Annotated in this window: 21 protein-coding genes; 5 read left to right on the top strand and 16 right to left on the bottom strand. The window is 62.5% G+C overall.

The features are described from left to right. Positions 1–31: 31 nt before the first annotated feature. Both DES43_RS19990 and DES43_RS19985 read left to right on the top strand, forming a co-directional pair. Complete coding sequence (locus DES43_RS19990; protein WP_035033219.1) at positions 32–331, top strand: DUF3572 domain-containing protein; 300 nt, start codon at positions 32–34, stop codon at positions 329–331. After that, positions 328–981 (top strand): hypothetical protein, encoded by a 654-nt coding sequence (locus tag DES43_RS19985; RefSeq protein WP_035033222.1) that lies wholly within the window; start codon positions 328–330, stop codon positions 979–981. Before DES43_RS19990 ends, DES43_RS19985 begins: the two co-directional genes overlap by 4 nt. A 53-nt stretch (positions 982–1034) precedes the next feature. On the opposite strand, the gene DES43_RS19980 is transcribed toward DES43_RS19985, so the two are convergent. The 3 genes from DES43_RS19980 to DES43_RS19970 form a co-directional block, all read right to left on the bottom strand. Further along, positions 1035–1805: an alpha/beta fold hydrolase gene (locus tag DES43_RS19980; RefSeq protein ID WP_035033225.1), complete on the bottom strand. Its 771-nt coding sequence runs from the start codon at positions 1803–1805 to the stop codon at positions 1035–1037. 51 nt (positions 1806–1856) lie between these two features. Further along, positions 1857–2339, bottom strand: coding sequence for a DUF192 domain-containing protein (locus tag DES43_RS19975; RefSeq protein ID WP_342636623.1), 483 nt, complete (start codon positions 2337–2339; stop codon positions 1857–1859). A gap of 297 nt (positions 2340–2636) precedes the next feature. After that, positions 2637–3203 (bottom strand): cold-shock protein, encoded by a 567-nt coding sequence (locus tag DES43_RS19970; protein ID WP_342585408.1) that lies wholly within the window; start codon positions 3201–3203, stop codon positions 2637–2639. Positions 3204–3430: 227 nt separating this feature from the next. Between DES43_RS19970 and gloA the strand changes: the two genes are divergently transcribed. Continuing rightward, positions 3431–3871 carry a lactoylglutathione lyase gene (gene gloA, locus DES43_RS19965; RefSeq protein WP_035033234.1) on the top strand — a complete coding sequence of 147 codons (441 nt, stop codon included), beginning with the start codon at positions 3431–3433 and terminating at the stop codon, positions 3869–3871. Positions 3872–3928: 57 nt separating this feature from the next. Here gloA and DES43_RS19960 read toward each other — a convergent pair whose 3' ends face one another. From DES43_RS19960 to dusB, 6 genes are all read right to left on the bottom strand, one after another. Beyond that, on the bottom strand, positions 3929–4237 hold the full coding sequence (locus DES43_RS19960; protein ID WP_245264803.1) for a septal ring lytic transglycosylase RlpA family protein: 309 nt from the start codon (positions 4235–4237) through the stop codon (positions 3929–3931). 289 nt (positions 4238–4526) lie between these two features. Next, on the bottom strand, positions 4527–5888 hold the full coding sequence (gene ntrX / locus DES43_RS19955; RefSeq protein WP_035033242.1) for a nitrogen assimilation response regulator NtrX: 1362 nt from the start codon (positions 5886–5888) through the stop codon (positions 4527–4529). Beyond that, positions 5878–8160, bottom strand: coding sequence for a sensor histidine kinase NtrY-like (locus tag DES43_RS19950; protein ID WP_051520844.1), 2283 nt, complete (start codon positions 8158–8160; stop codon positions 5878–5880). Before DES43_RS19950 ends, ntrX begins: the two co-directional genes overlap by 11 nt. A gap of 119 nt (positions 8161–8279) precedes the next feature. Then, positions 8280–9734, bottom strand: coding sequence for a nitrogen regulation protein NR(I) (gene ntrC, locus DES43_RS19945; protein WP_035033245.1), 1455 nt, complete (start codon positions 9732–9734; stop codon positions 8280–8282). Beyond that, entirely contained in the window at positions 9731–10873 is a 1143-nt protein-coding gene (locus DES43_RS19940) for a two-component system sensor histidine kinase NtrB (protein ID WP_035033249.1), read from the bottom strand. The genes ntrC and DES43_RS19940 overlap by 4 nt, the downstream gene beginning before the upstream one ends. After that, positions 10870–11892 (bottom strand): tRNA dihydrouridine synthase DusB, encoded by a 1023-nt coding sequence (gene dusB, locus DES43_RS19935; protein ID WP_035033253.1) that lies wholly within the window; start codon positions 11890–11892, stop codon positions 10870–10872. Before dusB ends, DES43_RS19940 begins: the two co-directional genes overlap by 4 nt. 139 nt (positions 11893–12031) lie before the next feature. Between dusB and DES43_RS19930 the strand changes: the two genes are divergently transcribed. After that, positions 12032–13261, top strand: a complete 1230-nt coding sequence (locus tag DES43_RS19930; RefSeq protein ID WP_035033256.1) for a bifunctional 2-C-methyl-D-erythritol 4-phosphate cytidylyltransferase/2-C-methyl-D-erythritol 2,4-cyclodiphosphate synthase — start codon at positions 12032–12034, stop codon at positions 13259–13261. After that, positions 13258–13803 carry a CinA family protein gene (locus tag DES43_RS19925; RefSeq protein ID WP_051520845.1) on the top strand — a complete coding sequence of 182 codons (546 nt, stop codon included), beginning with the start codon at positions 13258–13260 and terminating at the stop codon, positions 13801–13803. The genes DES43_RS19930 and DES43_RS19925 overlap by 4 nt, the downstream gene beginning before the upstream one ends. On the opposite strand, the gene DES43_RS19920 is transcribed toward DES43_RS19925, so the two are convergent. The 7 genes from DES43_RS19920 to DES43_RS19890 form a co-directional block, all read right to left on the bottom strand. Further along, positions 13776–14237, bottom strand: a complete 462-nt coding sequence (locus DES43_RS19920) for a type II toxin-antitoxin system RatA family toxin (RefSeq protein WP_035033259.1) — start codon at positions 14235–14237, stop codon at positions 13776–13778. The two genes, DES43_RS19925 and DES43_RS19920, sit on opposite strands and share 28 nt — an antisense overlap. 12 nt (positions 14238–14249) lie before the next feature. Further along, positions 14250–15221, bottom strand: a complete 972-nt coding sequence (gene lipA / locus DES43_RS19915) for a lipoyl synthase (protein ID WP_035033262.1) — start codon at positions 15219–15221, stop codon at positions 14250–14252. Positions 15222–15356: 135 nt separating this feature from the next. Then, positions 15357–15614, bottom strand: coding sequence for a GlsB/YeaQ/YmgE family stress response membrane protein (locus DES43_RS19910; protein ID WP_035033265.1), 258 nt, complete (start codon positions 15612–15614; stop codon positions 15357–15359). Positions 15615–15744: 130 nt separating this feature from the next. Then, positions 15745–17208 (bottom strand): dihydrolipoyl dehydrogenase, encoded by a 1464-nt coding sequence (gene lpdA, locus DES43_RS19905; protein ID WP_035033268.1) that lies wholly within the window; start codon positions 17206–17208, stop codon positions 15745–15747. Positions 17209–17224: 16 nt separating this feature from the next. Continuing rightward, entirely contained in the window at positions 17225–17806 is a 582-nt protein-coding gene (locus tag DES43_RS19900) for a GNAT family N-acetyltransferase (protein ID WP_035033271.1), read from the bottom strand. A gap of 2 nt (positions 17807–17808) precedes the next feature. After that, entirely contained in the window at positions 17809–18411 is a 603-nt protein-coding gene (locus tag DES43_RS19895; RefSeq protein WP_035033274.1) for an SGNH/GDSL hydrolase family protein, read from the bottom strand. A gap of 6 nt (positions 18412–18417) precedes the next feature. Continuing rightward, a partial coding sequence (locus tag DES43_RS19890) for a 2-oxo acid dehydrogenase subunit E2 (protein WP_208110855.1) occupies positions 18418–18516 on the bottom strand: 99 nt, incomplete at its 5' end.

The following is an 18516-nucleotide window of genomic DNA, read 5'->3' as shown; positions in this document are numbered from 1 at the left end:
ACATACGCGGCAGCGAAACGAGAGGTTAGCAATGACGGACGCAGGGTCAATGCGTGAGCAGGCGGAAGCGCTTGCTGTCCAGGCTCTCGGCTTCATCGCTTCCGATCCCGAACTTTTGCCACGTTTCCTTGCCATCACCGGCATCGATGCCGGCTCCATCCGGCTGGCTGCGCGCGAGCCGGGCTTTCTGGCCGGGGTTCTTCAGTTCATACTGGCGCACGAACCCACCCTGATCCGCTTCTGCGAAGCATCGGACATTGCCCCATCAGCCGTCGGCCAGACCCTGCGCCATCTGCCGTCAGGCGACACCAGTTATGAAAGTTCGATATGAGCGTTGATCCCGAAACCCTTCGCCAGATTGAGGAACTGTCCTGCGACGACAGGCCGCTTCTCGTCCTGGACGTCGATGATGTCCTGCTGGAATTCATCCGGCCATTTCCGCGCTTCCTGGAGCAGCGCGGACTCAGGCTGACCATGGCCTCCTTCAGGCTGACCGGAAATATCGCCGATACGGCGACAGGCAGGCTGGTCGAGCAGCCCGAGGTGACGGCCTTGCTGGACGACTTCTTCGCCGGCCAGGCCGATTGGCAAAGCATTACCGATGGCGCGCCGGAAGCTCTCGCCAGCTTTGGGGAACGCGCCGAGATCGTTCTGCTGACGGCCATGCCGCACAGGCATCGCGAAACCCGGCGCTCCCATCTCGACGCCCTCGGCCTGCCCTATCCGCTGCTGACCACCGAGATGGCCAAGGGACCGGCTCTTGCCCGCTTGCGCGGCCCCGGCAACCGGCCCGTCGCCTTTGTCGACGACCAGCCGCCGAACCTGATTTCGGCGCGAGAATCCGTATCGGACGCAAACCTGTTTCACCTGATGGCCGACAACAGCCTTCGCGAGTTCCTGCCACCGTTGCCCGACGACATCACCGCGGTGCACGACTGGCGCGACGCCACGCCCAAAATCGCCGCAGCGCTTGGCTTCTGAAGAAAAGGGCTGGTTGCCGCCCGAAACCTGTTCCCGGTTTCGGGTGATACACTCTAATCCAGCGGGTGCCCGGCGTAAAACTCCAGCACACGCTTCTTGAACGTCCTGTCACCGACAGCCAGCATATGATCGCGGCCTTCAATGGCGAAAGGCGTGGCATTGGGCATCAGGGCCGCCAGTTCCTCCGGCGAGCCGCCAATGTCGTCCGTGGTGCCGACCGCAACCAGCGTCGGCTGCGTGATGCGCGACATATCCTCCTCGGTGAGGATCTGGCGCGAAGTGGATATGCAGGCCGCCAATGCCCGGCGGTCGCTGCGCGTCTGGTCGGCGAAGGCGCGAAAGGAGCGCCCGCGCGGGTGGGTTATCGCGGCTGGATCGTCAGCGAGCAAGGCGGCGGCGATCGGGTCCCAGTCGCCCACACCGTCCACCATGCCGATTCCGAGGCCGCCGAACACCAGAGTGGCGACCTTCTGCGGGTCCGAAAGAGCCAGGAAAGCCGAAACGCGGGCCCCCATCGAATATCCCATGACATGGGCTTTGGCGATGCCAAGGTGGTCGAGCAGTGCAGCGGCATCCGATGCCATCGCCGTAGGCGTATAGTCGTCCTCGTCATAGCTCTTGGTCGAGGCGCCGTGGCCACGATTGTCGAGCGCAATCGCCCGGTAGCCGGCATCGTTGAGCGTCTTGAACCAGCCGGGCGATACCCAGTTCACGTAATGGCTTGAGGCGAAGCCATGAATGAGCAGCACGGGATCGCCTTTTCCCCTCGCCGGCGGGCGATCGAGAAAGGCCAGATCGAAACCATCGTGCGTGAAGAACTGCATGCTGTTTTTCCGTTTTGTTCAGCCGCCGCCTGCCTAAGGGTCGCCGGCCGTTCAGCGCGCCCCGATTTTCGGATGGCGGACGAGGTCGCCTTCGGTGATGCCTTCTCTTTCGGCCGTTCCGGCCTTGAGTTCAAGCACATATCGGGCAGGCTCGCGCGGAGAAATGATGGCCGGCGAAAACGGCTCACCGCCAAGGATCGACACGATGCGTCCGTCTTCCGCGATGAACACAAGGTCGAGCGGCATGGGCGTGTTCTTCATCCAGAAGCTCACGGGCCGCACCGCCTCGAAAATGAACAGCATACCCCGGTCATCCGGCATGGATTGCCGATGCATCAGTCCCGCGGATCGTTTGGCCGCGTCATCGGCAACCTCGACGCTGAACATACGCGAGCCGGATTTCGTGACAATGACCAGCGGTGCGGAATCGACCGGCAGAAGCATCGGCTGCCGGATATCGGCGCCATTATTCTGGGCAAGGCACATCTGCGGTGCCGCCATGGCCGATACCGACAGAATCACTGCCGCAGCCACCAGATTCCACCGGCCTGTTTTCACGACGAGCCTCGCTCCAAAGCATGTCGTCCGAAGGGGAAACCGGTTTCGGAATAACAACATGCGTAAAAACAACAAATTAAAGCGCAAGGAGCGAATCGGAAAGATCGCGACGCGCTTTGGGGCAGCATTGCAGGCAATCCGGATGCTGTCGGAGCGAATTGCCCGACGAGGACATGCCAGTTGAATAAAGAAACCGGCATTCAGGCGAATGCATGAAGAAAAAGAGCTTAGGCGCGGCTGGCATATCCGAAGAACCGCAGCGCGCCCAAAGTTTCAGTGCGAAACAGGCAAGGTTCCCACATCGGGATGGATTTCAGCGGCCATGAGCCCCTTTTCCCCGCGCCCGAAACGCACGAGAACCACCTGTCCCGGCCGGAGTTCGGTCACGCCGAAACGGCGCAACGTTTCCATATGGACAAAAATATCCTCCGTGCCTTCGCCGCGGGTGAGAAAGCCGAACCCCTTGGTTCGGTTGAACCACTTCACCAGCGCCCGTTCGAGGCCGCTCTCGGGCGTGACGCTCACATGGGTGCGCTGCGCAGGCATCTCGGTGGGATGCACGGCCGTCGACATGTCCATCGACAGCACCTTGAACGCCTGCAGACCGCGTTCGCCCTGCTTCACGAGGCAAACCACGCGGGCGCCCTCCTGTGCGGTCTGGAAACCGTCGCGGCGCAGGCAGGTGACGTGAAGGAGGATATCCCCAAGGTGCGCCTCATCGGGCAGGATGAAGCCATACCCTTTGGCGACATCGAACCACTTGATCGCACCCGACACCTCGGTCAGATCGGCGCTCTCGTTCCGTTCTTCGCGGGCAGCCCCATCCCCACGAGAAACCATGTCGCTCCGGTCTGTACCGCGCCCCGTGGAAGAGGCCTTTTCCCCCATAAGAACGCCCCCTTTTCATCAACACACACTGATTCTTCAACCGGAGGATAGCATTGCCGCTTCGCGGTTGCGCAAGACCCGAGATGCATTTTGCACCTATCATTGAGTTGCATTGCGTTTTCTCGCGTTGCCGCATCGGCTGTGCGACCCTATGTTGCGGCTCCGTTCAGGAGGTTTCCATGCGCTATCTGCACACAATGGTCCGCGTCGCCGACGTCGACGCTTCACTGGATTTCTATTGCAACAAGCTTGGCATGAAGGAAGTGCGCCGGCAAGAAAACCAACAGGGGCGTTTCACTCTTATTTTCCTCGCCGCCGGTCAGGACGAAAGCCGCGGTCGCGCAGAGAGCGCCCCGCTGCTTGAACTTACCTACAACTGGGATCCGGAGGCCTATTCCGGCGGCCGCAATTTCGGCCATCTCGCCTATGAGGTGGACGATATTTACCAGACCTGCCAGAGCCTCATGGACAAGGGCGTGACCATAAACCGTCCGCCGCGCGACGGTTACATGGCGTTCATCAGATCGCCGGACGGCATTTCGATCGAGTTGCTGCAAAAGGGGACGCCAAAGGAAAAAGCCGAACCCTGGGCTTCGATGCCGAATACCGGAAGCTGGTAACGAAAAAGGCCGCCGTGGCCCAAGCCGTGGCGGCCATGAACGCGCAATCCGCGCAGATCAGGCTTTCGCCATGCAGATCGAGGTGTGGCCCGAGCGGATGAATCCGAGTTTGTTCGCGGCCGCCTTCGAAAGATCGAGCACCCTGCCCTTCACGAACGGCCCGCGATCGTTGATGCGCACGACGACGCTCTTGCCGTTCTTCTTGTTGGTGACTTTCAGGCGCGTGCCGAAAGGCAAGGTGCGATGCGCGGCGGTCAAGGCCGCAGGGTTCATGCGCTCGCCGGAGGCCGTTTTGGAATGCAACGCATACCACGAGGCCCGGCCGCATTGTGTGCTTGCGGAAGCATCACTTATGGATGCGCTCATCGCCGCACAGGCGGCAATGACGGCCAGCCCCAGCCCGCTCATTCTTCTCATCAAATTCGCTCCGTTGATCGTACGGAGCGACTAGACAGGGAATGAGGAGACAAATAAGGCACTCAAGCCCCTGATTCGCCCCTCAGGCACACATTTGGATTCCTGTGGAAACAGTTTGTCAGGAAACCGATCTGGATTTCCGATGTTCACATCCGGATTTTCACGAATAATTAACGATTATGAAATTCGTGTTTCTTCCGGAAATACTTCGCCACGAAAAAACAAATCCCGAAAATTCTCACACGCCGAGAGATTTAAGCTTTCGGTGGAGTGCCGAACGCTCCATGCCGATGAACTCGGCGGTACGCGAGATATTGCCCCCGAAACGGTTGATCTGGGCGATGAGGTAGTCCTTTTCGAATTGCTCGCGGGCTTCCCTCAGCGGCAGCGCCATGATGTGCTGGTCGGACTGCCCGGGCGTGCGCGGCATCACATCGCCGATTTCCGAAGGCAGAAGGTCTGCGGTGATGGGCGCCTCGGCATCGTCGCCGCGCGCCAGGATCATCAGCCGTTCGATGTTGTTACGAAGCTGGCGGACGTTGCCCGGCCAGTTGTGGGCCTGAAGAACGGCCAGTGCATCGTCGCCGATGCGGCGGGTTTTCACGCCAAGCTGTCTGGCCACCTGCTTCATGAAGTGGTCGACCAGATAGGGAATGTCTTCGCGGCGTTCGGCCAGACCCGGCACCATCACCGGCACGACGGCGAGCCGGTGATAGAGGTCTTCACGGAAACGGCCATCGGCGATCATCGCCTCGAGGTTCTGCGCCGTGGAGGAAATGATGCGCACATCGACCTTGACGCGCTTGGTGCCGCCAACGCGCTCGAACTGCTGCTCGACCAGAACGCGCAGGATCTTGCTCTGCGTCTCGCGCGGCATGTCCGCCACTTCATCGATGTAGAGTATGCCGCGATGCGCCTCCTCCAGCGCGCCGACCTTGCGCTCCGTGCCGTTCGACTCTGTGCCGAAGAGCTCGATCTCCATGCGCTCCGGGGTGATGCTGGCCGCGCTCAGTGTCACGAACGGCCCGCTCTTGCGCGAGGAAAGGGCATGGATGGCGCGCGCCGCCAGTTCCTTGCCGGACCCCGAAGGCCCGATGATCATGATGCGGCTGTTGGTCGGCGCCACCCGTTCGATTGTCTGGCGCAACTGGCTCATGGCCGAAGACATGCCGATCAGATCGAATGTCTCGCCGCTGCGCTGTCTGAGGTCGGAGACCTCGCGCTTCAGCTTGGAGGTTTCCAGCGCCCGTTCGGCCACGAGGATCAGGCGGTCGGCCTTGAAGGGCTTCTCGATGAAGTCGTAGGCGCCGCGCCGGATGGCCGACACCGCCGTCTCGATATTGCCATGGCCGGAAATCATCACCACCGGCAGGCTGGGATGCAGCGTCTTGATCTCGTCCAGCAAGGCCAGCCCGTCCAGCCGCGACCCCTGTAACCAGATATCCAGGAAGATCAGGCGCGGCGCCCGTTCCGCGATCGCCGCAAGGGCGCTGTCGGCATCGTGCGCCGTGCGCGTCTCGTGGCCTTCATCGCTGAGGATGCCCGCAACCAGTTCGCGAATGTCTTCTTCGTCGTCGACGATGAGAATATCAGACGCCATTTTCGACCTTTACAGTTTCTTTTTCAGACGGTGAGCTGCCGGAAGCGGGGGCTGGACCTCCGGCGGCGGGGAGAATGATGCTGACCATGGCGCCTTTTCCGCCATGGAAATCCTGGGGCGCGTCATGGAGCTCCAGGCGCCCGCCATGGTCTTCCACGATCTTCTTGACGATTGCGAGGCCGAGGCCGGTGCCCTTGTCGCGTGTCGTCATATAGGGCTCCAGCAGTCTTTGGCGATGCTCGCGCGGCAGGCCCTTGCCGTTGTCGATCACATCGATGCGCACGCTGTCGCCCTGCCTGGCCGCGCGAATAAGGATCGCGTGCTGCTCCCCGTTCTCACGCTCCATGCCTTCCATCGCCTCCGACGCGTTCTTGATGACATTGCCTAAGGCTTGCGACAGAAGCCGGCTGTCGAAGGTGCCGTAAAGCGGCTCGCTGCCGAAATCGCGCTCGAATTTGATGTCGGAGCGGCTGACCTCGACAAGGAAGGACGCCTCGCGCAACGGGTCTCGCAGGTCCAGTTGCTTCATGTCCGGTTTCGGCATGCGGGCGAAGGACGAGAACTCGTCCACCATGCGGCCTATGTCGCCCACCTGCCGGATGATCGTATCGGTGCACTGGTCGAAGACTTCGCGGTCCTCGATGATGACCTTGCCGTAGCGGCGCCTGATGCGCTCGGCTGACAACTGGATCGGGGTCAGCGGGTTCTTGATCTCGTGGGCGATGCGCCGTGCCACATCCGCCCATGCGGAAGAGCGCTGCGCCTGAACGAGATCGGTGATGTCATCCACCGTCACGACATAGGATTTGGAAGCATCTTCATTGTCTTCCTCTTCCATCGTGACCTGGATGTTGAAGGTCCGCTCCGCCCCTGCACGGTAGAATGTCACCTGTTCGCGATAGACGGGCTTGTCGGATTTGCGGCCGATCTCGAACGCGCGGCCCACCAGTGGCAGCAGAACGGAAAGATTCTGGCCGATAGCCGTCGTGGCATCGATCGCCAGCATGGTTTCGGCCGAGCGATTGACGATGGTGACGATGCCATCCGCATCGACGCCGATCACGCCCGCGGTGACGCCTTCCAGCACCGCCTCGGAGAAGCGCCGGCGCTCGTCGATCTGATCCTTGGCCGTCAGCAGCTCGTTGCGCTGCGATTTCAGTTCCAGCAACATGTTGTTGAAGGTGGCGCCGAGCGAGGCGACATCGCCGTCGGACGGGCGCACCGGAACCGAGACGTCGAGATTGCCCGTGGCCACCTCGTCGGCTGCGCCGATAAGCTGGCGGATCGGCCGCACCAGCCGGTCGGCGACGGCGATACCGGTCCAGACAGCGGACAGGATGATGATGAGCGTCATCGACAGATAAGGCAGCGCGAAGGCGATCTGGGAGGCGCGCCTGTTCGATTCCAGTCCGCGATATTCGCCGACATTGGCGCGCACGATCTCGCGGGCCTTGATCACCTCGGGGTCGATCACGCGGATCGTATAGAGGAACATGCCCTCCAGCTCCCGCAGCTTGACGATTGCGCCCATGATGTTGCGGGTGCGCGGCTCGATCAGCAGCGGCGGCCCGTTCTCGGCCTCCTGTATGGCCCCTTCCGGGGGCTCCGGCATGGCGAAATCGGTGGGTGTCTGGGCACTCATGACGAAGGAGCCGTCCGACCTCAAAAGCGCGGCATGGGCCAGCCCCCTGCCCGCCGCCTCCTTGTTCATCAGTTCCAGGAAGCCGGTACGGTCGAGCCCGTAGAGAGTGCGCGCATTGTCGAGGTCATAGGCCATCGACAGGGTGGTGCCCTGCAGGTTGCGGGCATTTTCCTGCACATAGGCATCCGCGATGGACAGCGACGAATTGATGATGGTCTTGGTGCGGATTTCAAACCAGCGGTCGAGGCCGATGTTCAGGGTCACGGATGCAACGATGGCGACCATGATGGCCGGAATGGCAGCCACCAGCGCGAACATGGCCACGATGCGCACATGCAGCCGCGACGCCGCCTTGCCGATGCGGCGCGCCATCACGATGCGATGAATCTCGCGCCCGATCAGCGCGGCAAGCGCGAGGACGAAGGCGGCGTTCACACAGATGAGAAGAAGCGTGATCCTGCTATCGGGCGCGATCGGGGTGGCGCCGACAAGGATTGCGAAGGACACCCCCGCGGCCAGCAGCGCCCCCAGTATTGCGAGGATGCCGGGCAGCGCAAGCAGGCGCCGCCCTTCCTGAGAGCGGCTTCTTGGCAGGCGCAAGCGGCCGTTGGTGAGTATGTGAGTCGTCATACCGCCCTATGGCATCATGAATCGCGTTACATGTATGCAACATTGTGGCGATTATGCAACAAAACGGGCGATATTGTGGCTTACCCGGCGTGCGATTTGCATCCGGACGGTCGCATTTCTCAGCCAGCCGATTTGTAGACGCTGATGCCAAGATCGCGGATCTTCTTGCGCAGCGTGTTGCGGTTGAGCCCCAGAAGCTCCGCCGCCTTGATCTGATTGCCGCGTGTGGCCGTCATGGCCGCCAGCACCAGGGGACGCTCCACCTCGGCAATGATCCGCTGATAAAGGCCGGGCGGCGGCAGCGACGGGCCGTAGGAAGCGAAATGGCGTTGCAGGTAATGCTCCATCGCCTGCCCGATGGAGAGGTTTTCCGGAATGAGTGTGGCCGCGGCAGCCGGGTCGGGCTTCTCGCCATTGCTGAGTTCGGCCTCGATGATATCGGCGGAAATCTCGTCCTGCGCATAAAGAGCAGCCAGACGACGCACAAGGTTTTCCAGCTCGCGCACATTGCCCGGCCATGGATAGCGTTTCATGAGCTCGATGCCGCCCGGCACGATGCGCTTGGCCTGCAAGCCTTCCTTCTCGCCCTGCTTGAAGAAGTGGCGCACAAGATCGGGAATATCCTCGGACCTTTCCCGCAGCGACGGCAAGCGCAGCGGCACGACATTGAGCCGGTAGAACAAATCCTCGCGAAACAGGCCCTGATTGATGAGCGCGCGCAAATCCTTGTTGGTGGCGGCGACGATGCGCACATCGGTACGGATCGGCGTGCGGCCGCCCACTGTCGTGTATTCGCCCTGCTGGAGAACGCGCAGAAGCCGCGTCTGCGCTTCCATCGGCATATCGCCGATCTCGTCGAGGAACAGCGTGCCGCCTTCGGCCTGCTCGAAGCGGCCTGTCGAGCGGTTCTGGGCGCCGGTGAACGCGCCCTTCTCATGGCCGAAAAGCTCCGATTCAATCAGGTCGCGCGGGATTGCGGCCATGTTGATGGCCACGAAAGGCCCGTTGCGGCGGCGGCCATATTCATGCAGCGCGCGCGCCACCAGTTCCTTGCCAGTGCCGGATTCGCCGGAGATCATCACCGTCAGGTCCGTCTGCATCATCCGCGCCAGCATGCGGTAGATGTCCTGCATGGCGGCCGAACGCCCGACCAGCGGCATGGCATCCGGCTGATCCTCCGGCCTGTGATCGGCTTTGGGCTTGCGCGGCTCGGCCAGCGCCCGCTGGACGATGCCGAGCAACTCGGTGAGGTCGAAAGGCTTGGGCAGATATTCGTACGCCCCCGCCTCGGAGGCGCGGATGGCGGTCATGAAAGTGTTCTGCGCGCTCATCACCACCACGGGCAGCTCCGGCCGCGCCTTGCGGATACGCGGCAGCATGTCGAAAGCATTCTCGTCCGGCATCACCACATCTGTGATCACCAGATCGCCCTCGCCCGCCGCCACCCAGCGCCACAGTGTCGCGGCATTGGACGTGACCCGCACTTCATGTCCGACCCGTGACAGCGCCTGGTTGAGGACGGTGCGGATCGCCGCATCGTCGTCGGCGACAAGTATCTGTCCATGGGCGCTCATCGGGGATTTCCTTCGTTCGAAACCTGTTCGTCAGGAACTGTCTCCTTCCATGCCGGCATCAGCACGCGAAACGTCGTACCGCGAGGGTTCGACTCGCATTCGACGATGCCGCCATGCTCGCCCACGATCTTTGCGACCAGCGCGAGCCCGAGCCCGGAGCCGTTCGGCTTCGTCGTGATGAAGGGGTCGAACAGGATCGGCAAAAGATCCTCGGCCACACCCGATCCGTTGTCACGCACGCAAAATTCCAGCGGCAGCGACACCCGCTCCTGCGAGCCCGGAACGGACATTCGAATGCCTGGGCGGAAGGCGGTCGTCAGTACGATCTCGCCCAGCGGGTCGCTCCCCACCGCCTCGGCCGCGTTCTTGATGAGATTGAGGAACACCTGAATGAGCTGGTCGCGATTGCCGTAGACCGGCGGCAGCGACGGATCGTAATCCTCGACGATGGCGATGCCTCTGGCGAAGCCGTTCCTTGCGATCGCCTTCACGCGGTCGAGCACCACATGGATATTGACCGGATAACGGTCAATCGGCCGCTCGTCCGAGAAAACCTCCATGCGATCGACCAGCGCCACGATGCGGTCGGTCTCCTCGGTGATCAGCCGCGTCAGCGCCCTGTCCTCGTCAGAGGTGGATTGTTCAAGCAACTGCGCGGCGCCCCGTATGCCCGAGAGCGGATTCTTGATCTCATGCGCCAGCATGGCAGCAAGCCCCGTCACGGAGCGTGCTGCGCCGCGATGGGTCATCTGACGGTCGATCTTGTCCGCCATCGACCGCTCCTGGAACATCACCGCGACCGAACCCGGAAATTCCGGCACCGGGGCGACATAAAGGTCCACCACCTTTTCGATGCCGAGACGCGGCGAGGAAATGTCGACACGATATTCGTTGACCGGAGCATGACGCTCCCGCACCTGATCCACCAGCGCCAGCAATGGGCTGCCAAACGGAATGAGCTTCGACAGCATGTTTCGCGCCAGAACGGAAGCGCTCGAACGGAAAAAGTCCTCCGCATCCGCATTGGCGAACGAAATGTAACCTCCCGGATCGACCATGATGACGGGACGCCGGATCGTATTGAGCAGGATCTGTGCGGCATCGCCCGCATTTGCAGCCTTGATCGGTATCGAGCTCATGCCGCATCCCTCACGTCGCCATGCTGCTTGGCGAAAATCTCGTCCAGAAGCGAAATCACCTGCGCGGGGTCGCCACAGGTAAGCAGCGCCTTGCGCTGTTCCGCAGTGACGAGCGGCGCATGGCGGTCGAGATACCAGCCAAGATGCTTGCGCGCCTGCCGCAGGCCGCTTTCCCTGCCGTAAAGCGACAGCATGTCCTCATAGTGCGCCGTGACATAGCCAGCCAATTCGACACCGGCCGGAGGAACTCCCGGCGCAGAAACGCCGGTGGCGGCAGAGGCGATTTCACCGGCCACCCATGGCGCGCCGTAATGCGCGCGTCCGACCATGACGGCATCGGCGCGTGACTCCCGCAGGATCGTCTCCGCATCTGCCGGCGAGCCGACATCGCCATTGGCGACAACCGGGACGCCGACCGCCGCCTTGACCTCCGCGATCGCCCGCCAGCCTGCCCTGCCCTTGTAGAACTGGCAGCGCGTGCGCCCATGCACGGTCACCATCCGGACGCCGGCCTGCTCGGCACGCCGTGCCAGATCGGGCGCGTTCAGCGCGTTTTCATCCCAACCCAGCCGCATCTTGACCGTGACCGGCACCTCGACCGCGCCGACGACCGCGTCGATGAGCGACAGCGCATGATCGAGATCCAGCATCAGCGCCGATCCGGCGTAGCCGCCCGTTACCTTCTTGGCGGGGCAGCCCATGTTGATGTCGACAATGTCGGCGCCCTCGCCGACCGCGATGCGCGCGGCCTCGGCCATGTGCACAGCCTCGCGGCCGGCAAGCTGAACCATATGCACGGGAAGCCCGGAATGACGGATGCGCAGGTCGAAGCCCGCGCGCCCCCTGGCCAGCTCGCCGCTTGCCACCATTTCGGACACGACCAGGCCCGCGCCATGGGCATAGGCCCGCTTGCGGAAAGGCTCGTCGGTGACGCCTGACATCGGCGCCAGAAAAACGCGGTTGCGAATTTCGACGCCGCCTATATCCAGAGGCGTGGACAGGATCGCCCGATCAGGCATGCACAAAAACCATGCAGACAATTACCATGCACATTGTTTAAACAATCTCCGGAAATGATGCAATGCACAAACATGTCACATTTGCCCGGGTCCGCTGAAAAGGCTGGCCTTCCCGACCTCCCGCGACTAAGCCTCCGCCATGGCTGAGCGAACCGACATTTCTGCACCGGAAGCAACGTGCCGGATCGCGGCCGTGATCGTTGCCGCCGGGCGCGGTGAGCGCGCCGGGCAGGCCGACGGGCCAAAACAGTATCGCCACATTGGCGGCCGGGCCGTCATTGCCCATACGCTTGAAACGTTCCTTTCGCATCCGCAGGTGGATACCGTCGTGGTCGCCATTCATGCGGACGACCGGGAATTGCTGCGCAAGGCGGCGGAAGGCTACCATGATCGCGTCACCATCGTGATCGGCGGGCCGACACGGCAGGAATCGGTGCGGCTGGGCCTTCTGGCCCTGAATGAGGAAGCGCCATCCAAGGTCTTGATTCACGATGCGGTTCGTCCCTTCTGCGATATGGAACTCATCAGCCGCACCATCGGCACGATCACCGACAGACAGGGTGCGTTGCCCGCATTGCCCGTCGCCGACACGCTGAAGCGGGAAGCCTTCGGCGGGATGGTGGGCGAAACGGTGCCGCGCGCCGGCCTGCATGGCGCGCAGACGCCCCAGGGCTTTCCTTTCCTGTCGATACTCCAGGCACATGACCGGGCGCATGCGCTCGGCCGCCACGATTTCACCGACGACGCGGCAATCGCGGAATGGGCAGGCATTCCGGTCATGCTGGTGCCTGGTTCACCCGACAATGTAAAGCTTACCTGGGCAAGGGATATTTCAATGGCAGACCAAAGGCTTAAAGGAACGGCTGCAAGCTTTCCCGACGTTCGCACCGGCAATGGCTATGACGTTCATTCCTTCGAGGCCGGCGACCATGTCGTGCTGTGCGGCGTCAGCATCCCCCACACCCGCAAGCTGTCCGGACATTCCGATGCCGATGTCGGCCTCCATGCCCTGACCGATGCATTGCTCGCAACCTGCGGGGCCGGAGACATCGGAACCCACTTCCCACCCTCCGATCCGCAATGGAAGGGCGCGGCATCGCGCCGGTTCGTGGAACATGCGGTGGCAATCGTGCGCGAGCGCGGCGGCCGCATCGCCAATGCTGACATCACCCTGATCTGCGAGGCTCCGAAGATCGGCCCTCATCGCGAGGCGATGGTGGCGGAACTATCCTCCATGCTGGGCATTTCAGGTGAGCGCATTTCGATCAAGGCCACCACCAACGAACGGTTGGGGTTCGTCGGCCGCGAGGAAGGCATTGCGGCCATCGCGACGGCAAGCGTCATCTACCCAGGAGAGGTTCCCGCATGACGGAGGCAGGCGTCGGAGAAGCCAGACATCCGGATGTCGGAGAACTGGCGGACAGTTTCCTGAAGGCGTGCCAGCATAGCGGCATACTGGCGGCCACCGCCGAAAGCTGCACCGGCGGCCTCATCATCGCCGCCATGACCGACATTCCGGGCTCCTCGTCCATGGTGGACCGCGGCTTCGTCACCTACTCCAACGAAGCCAAGATGGAAATGCTGGGCGTTTCGGAACGGACGCTGGCGGATCATGGCGCGGTATCGTCGCCTACGGCCGCCGAAATGGCCGAAGGCGCGCTCAGGAACTCGCGCGCCGGTATTGCCCTTGCCGTCACCGGCATCGCCGGCCCTGACGGCGGCAGCGCGGACAAGCCGGTCGGGCTCGTGTGGTTCGGACTGGCGATGACGGGCAAACCCGTTCATGTGGAGAAATGCATCTTCGACAATCGCGGCCGCGACTATATCCGCAGGGAGACGGTGAAGCACGCGCTGCGCATGGGCCTGCGGGGGCTTGCGGACGATCAGGCCGTTTCCGCCGAGCGCCCGTAGATCGCATCGGCGCGCTTCTCGAAGGCTTCGGCGAACATGCGGAAGGCGCGGTCGAACATCGTTCCCATCACCGCGCCGAGCAGGCGGCTCTTGAATTCGTAGTCGATGAAGAAGCGCACCAGACAGCCGGAGCCTTCCGCCTCGAATTCCCAGACATTGCTGAGATATTTGAACGGTCCGTCGATATATTTGACGTCGATGGCCCGTTCCTGCGGCTTCAGAAGCACCTGCGTGGTGAACGTTTCGCGGATCGCCTTGTAGCCGACGCTCATCGAGGCGACGAGCAGGGTCTTGCCGTCACGTTCGCGGCGCGACTGCACGCTCAGCGCTTCACAGAGCGGCAGGAACTCCGGGTAGCGCTCGACATCTGCCACGAGCGCGAACATTTCATCCGGCGAGTGGGCGACTTGGCGGGTGGCCTCGAACTTTGGCATGAAACGAAGGGCTTAGGCCGACTTGCGCAACGCAGCCTCACGGGCCGCTTTCAACCGCGCGAAATCCTCGCCGGCATGGTGAGACGAGCGCGTCAGCGGGCTGGACGCCACCAGGAGGAAACCCTTGGTCCTGCCGATGGTCTCGTAGGACTTGAACTCCTCCGGCGTCACGAAGCGCTTGACCGGATGGTGCTTGCGGGTCGGCTGGAGGTACTGGCCGATGGTCATGAAATCGACATCGGCGGTGCGCAGGTCGTCCATCAGTTGCAGCACCTCGTTGCGCTCCTCGCCGAGCCCCACCATGATGCCGGACTTGGTGAAGATGGAAGGGTCGAGTTCCTTCACCCGCTGCAACAGCCGGATCGAATGGAAGTAGCGCGCGCCGGGGCGCACCGTCAGATAGTTGGACGGCACCGTTTCCAGATTGTGGTTGAAGACGTCCGGCCTTGCCGCAACGACGATCTCAAGGGCCCCGGCTCCCTCCTTGCGCAGGAAGTCCGGCGTCAGGATCTCGATGGTCGTCGCGGGCGCCGCGGCGCGGATGGCGTGGATGACATCGGCGAAATGCTGCGCGCCGCCATCGGCGAGATCGTCACGGTCCACGGAGGTGATGACGACATGGGTGAGACCCATCTGCCGCACGGCGTGCGCCACGCGCTCCGGCTCGTTCGCATCGAGAGCCGTCGGGATGCCCGTGGCGACGTTGCAGAAGGCGCAGGCGCGCGTGCAGATCTCGCCCATGATCATGAATGTGGCGTGCTTCTTTTCCCAGCACTCACCGATATTGGGACAGCCGGCCTCCTCGCACACGGTCACCAGCTTGTTCGACTTCACGATCTCGCGGGTTTCGGCATAGCCCCTGGAAACCGGAGCCTTGACGCGAATCCACTCGGGCTTGCGCAGCACCTCCTGATCGGGGCGGTGCGCCTTTTCGGGATGCCTCACCCGCGGCGGATTTGCGATGTTGTCGAGAACGGTGACCATGTCCGATCCAATTCTGTCGCGGGCGCGGATGGCATCGCGCCCCTCAGTGTCATCTAGGACGTTTTGCCCGAAGAAGAAAGGCCGTGGCGGAGCGAGCCGCCACGGCCTTGTTGAAATGCAGGTCGAACCGCTGCGCTACTGGCGCACCATCCGCCCTACGAAAATGAGAATGCATGCGCCGATAAAGCCCGTGATGAGATAGGCAAGCCAGCCTACGCCGAAGGAGCCGATGTTGAGAGCCTGCAATATGGCGTTCAGCACCACTGCGCCGACGATTCCCAGAACCACGTTCATGAGGAGCCCCATGTTGCCCTTCATCACGATCTCGGCCAGCCAGCCGGCAACTCCGCCGACCACTATCGCCGCGATCCAGCCCACACCGTTGACGTCCATATGAATGGTCCTTCCGCAAAGGATTAGAATTCACATGCAACGCTCAAATCTCTCATCTGGTTCCACGGCTTGCCTCAGGCGCCGCAGCGAAGAGCGCAGTCGTCTTTCGCCCCGGCGCCGACAGGCTGGCTCAGGCGTTCAGCGCACGCCCATACGCGTCGAGAACGCTTTCCTTCATCATCTCCGAAAGGGTCGGATGCGGGAACACCGTGTGCATCAGCTCCTCCTCGGTGGTTTCGAGGTTCATCGCCACGACAAAACCCTGGATCAGTTCGGTCACTTCCGCGCCGACCATATGTGCACCCAGCAGCTCGCCCGTCTTCTTGTCGAAGATGGTCTTGATCAGGCCCTGATCTTCGCCCAGCGCAATGGCCTTGCCGTTGGCGGCGAACTGGAAGCGGCCGACACGGATGTCGCGGCCTTCCGCCTTGGCCTTGGCTTCGGTGAGGCCGACGGAGGCGACCTGCGGGCTGCAATAGGTGCAGCCGGGAATCTTCGACTTGTCGAGCCCATGCACGCCCGGCACGCCGGCGATCTTCTCCACGCAGATCACGCCTTCATGCTCGGCCTTGTGTGCCAGCATGGGCGGACCGGCGACATCGCCGATGGCATGGATGCCCGGCACATTGGTGTTGCCGTAGCCGTCCACCACCACACAGCCGCGGTCGGTCTTCACGCCAAGCGCTTCCAGCCCGAGATTTTCGATGTTGCCGACCACGCCGACAGCCGAGATCATGCGCTCGGCGGTGATCTTCTCGACCTTGCCGTCCTTTGTCTCGACATGGGCGGTGATCGAGTTCGCGCCCTTCTCGACCTTCGTCACCTTGGCTTCGAGCAGGATCTTCATGCCCTGCTTCTCGAACTGCTTCTGGGCGAATTTGGAGATTTCGGCATCCTCGACCGGCATGACCTGCGGCATGACCTCGACCACGGTCACCTCGGCGCCCATGGTGCGGTAGAACGAGGCGAACTCGATGCCGATGGCGCCCGATCCCATGACCAGCAGCGACTTCGGCATTTCCTTTGGCACCATGGCCTCGAAATAGCTCCAGATCAGCTTGCCGTCCGGCTCGATGCCGGGCAGCGCACGCGGCCGCGCGCCGGTGGCGACGATGATATGCTTTGCCGTATAAGTGCCTTCGCCCTTCACGCCCTTAGGCACCGGATTCTGCGGCTCCATCGGCTTCTTCGAGCTTTTGGAAACGACGATTTCGCCCGCTTTTCCCGGAACGGGAGCCCTGGAAAGCTTCGCCTCGCCCCAGATCACATCGACCTTGTTCTTCTTCATCAGGAAGGCGACGCCGCCATTCAGCCGACGCGACACGCCGCGCGAGCGCTCCACCACGGCATCGATGTCGGCACTGACCTTGCCGTCGATCTTGAGGCCATAGGCACCGGGATTCTCGGCATAGTGCTTGATTTCAGCCGAGCGCAGCAGCGCCTTGGTTGGGATACAGCCCCAGTTGAGGCAGATGCCGCCCAGATGTTCGCGCTCCACGATCGCGGTTTTGAAGCCAAGCTGCGCGGAGCGCACGGCCGTCACATAGCCGCCCGGACCTGAACCGATGATGATGACGTCGTAAGCCTCGGCCATAAATCCCTGCCTTTCCTCAAGCGGCGCTGCGCGTCAGCAGCACCCAGTCATGTTGCTTGCCGTTTTCGGTGAGCGGTACAGCCTGCCGTCGCGTCACCTCTGCGAATCCATGCGATTTGTAAAGCCCAAGCGCGGTTTCGTTGTCACTTTCGGTGATCAGGCTCACCGGCCGGTTGCCGGCGCGGGCGATCTCATGCGCAAGCAGCCGCTTGCCGAGCCCCCTGCCGCGATGATGGCGATAAACGCCGAGACTGTCGATGAACCAGTCGCCGGCAATCGTCTTCTGCAATTCGAGGATCGGCTCGACAACCGGATGCGGCGCCGTTTCATCCATGATGGAAGGCAGGATGGGATGGCCGATGATGACGCCGGCGATCTCGTCGCCCACCAGTGCGATGCTGGCATCCTTCCATGCGGCGGGCTGGGTGTCGGAGCGCATGAAGCAGCGGCCTTCCTCGAAGGCGGTTTCCTTCGAGCCGTTCAGCACCGCGCCATACCAGAACCATGAGGCGAAACCGTGCGACGAAATATCGACCAGAATGGCCATCTCAGCCGCATCGCCCTTTTGAGCGGGCCTGATGGAAACAGCGTGCGACATATTCAAAGCTCCAGCATCACGCGCAAGAGCGAGGCGAGCGCCTCGCCGAGCCTGCGCGTATTTTCCGCATCCATATGCACGCCATCGATGGGCGTGACCCCGCACACACCGGAAGCATCGAAGAACCCGCAACCCAGCTCGTCCGCAAGCTGCTCATAATAACCGGCGAGTTCGCCTGCCCCTTTCTGGCCGGGAGAAGCCACCGGCGGAGCGACGATCAGCACCTTCGGCTCCGGATGGCCGAGCGGATCGTCATGCCCGCGCACGATGGCGACGAGGCGGCGCATACCCTGCCGGGCGACGAACGGGTCGCCGTGAATCCACGACTTCATGTCGTTGGAGCCCAGCATGATGACCACCAGATCGAGCGGCGCATGCGAGGACAGAAGCGTCGGCAGGAAACGGGCGCCGTTGCGGTCGGCACCGGTCAGACCGTCATCGAACGCGGTGGTACGCCCGTTCAGCCCTTCGGCGATGACTTGCACGCCCGGCCCAAGTTCGCGTTGCAACACGCTGGGCCACCGGTCTGCCAGCGCATGGCGGCACGGACCCGAGGCATCGTAGCCCCAGGTCAGCGAGTCGCCATAGCAGAGAACCGTGCGCATGAGAGTTTACACCACGAGCCCCATCGGGTTTTCGATGAGGCGCTTGAAGGCGCCGATGAGTTCGGCACCCAGCGCCCCGTCCACCGCCCGGTGGTCGGTCGACAA

The organism is Aquamicrobium defluvii (assembly GCF_004363725.1).
Lineage (GTDB): Bacteria > Pseudomonadota > Alphaproteobacteria > Rhizobiales > Rhizobiaceae > Mesorhizobium > Mesorhizobium defluvii.
The sequence above is the reverse complement of the archived record's forward strand: the minus strand, read 5'-3'. Positions and strand labels throughout refer to the sequence as shown.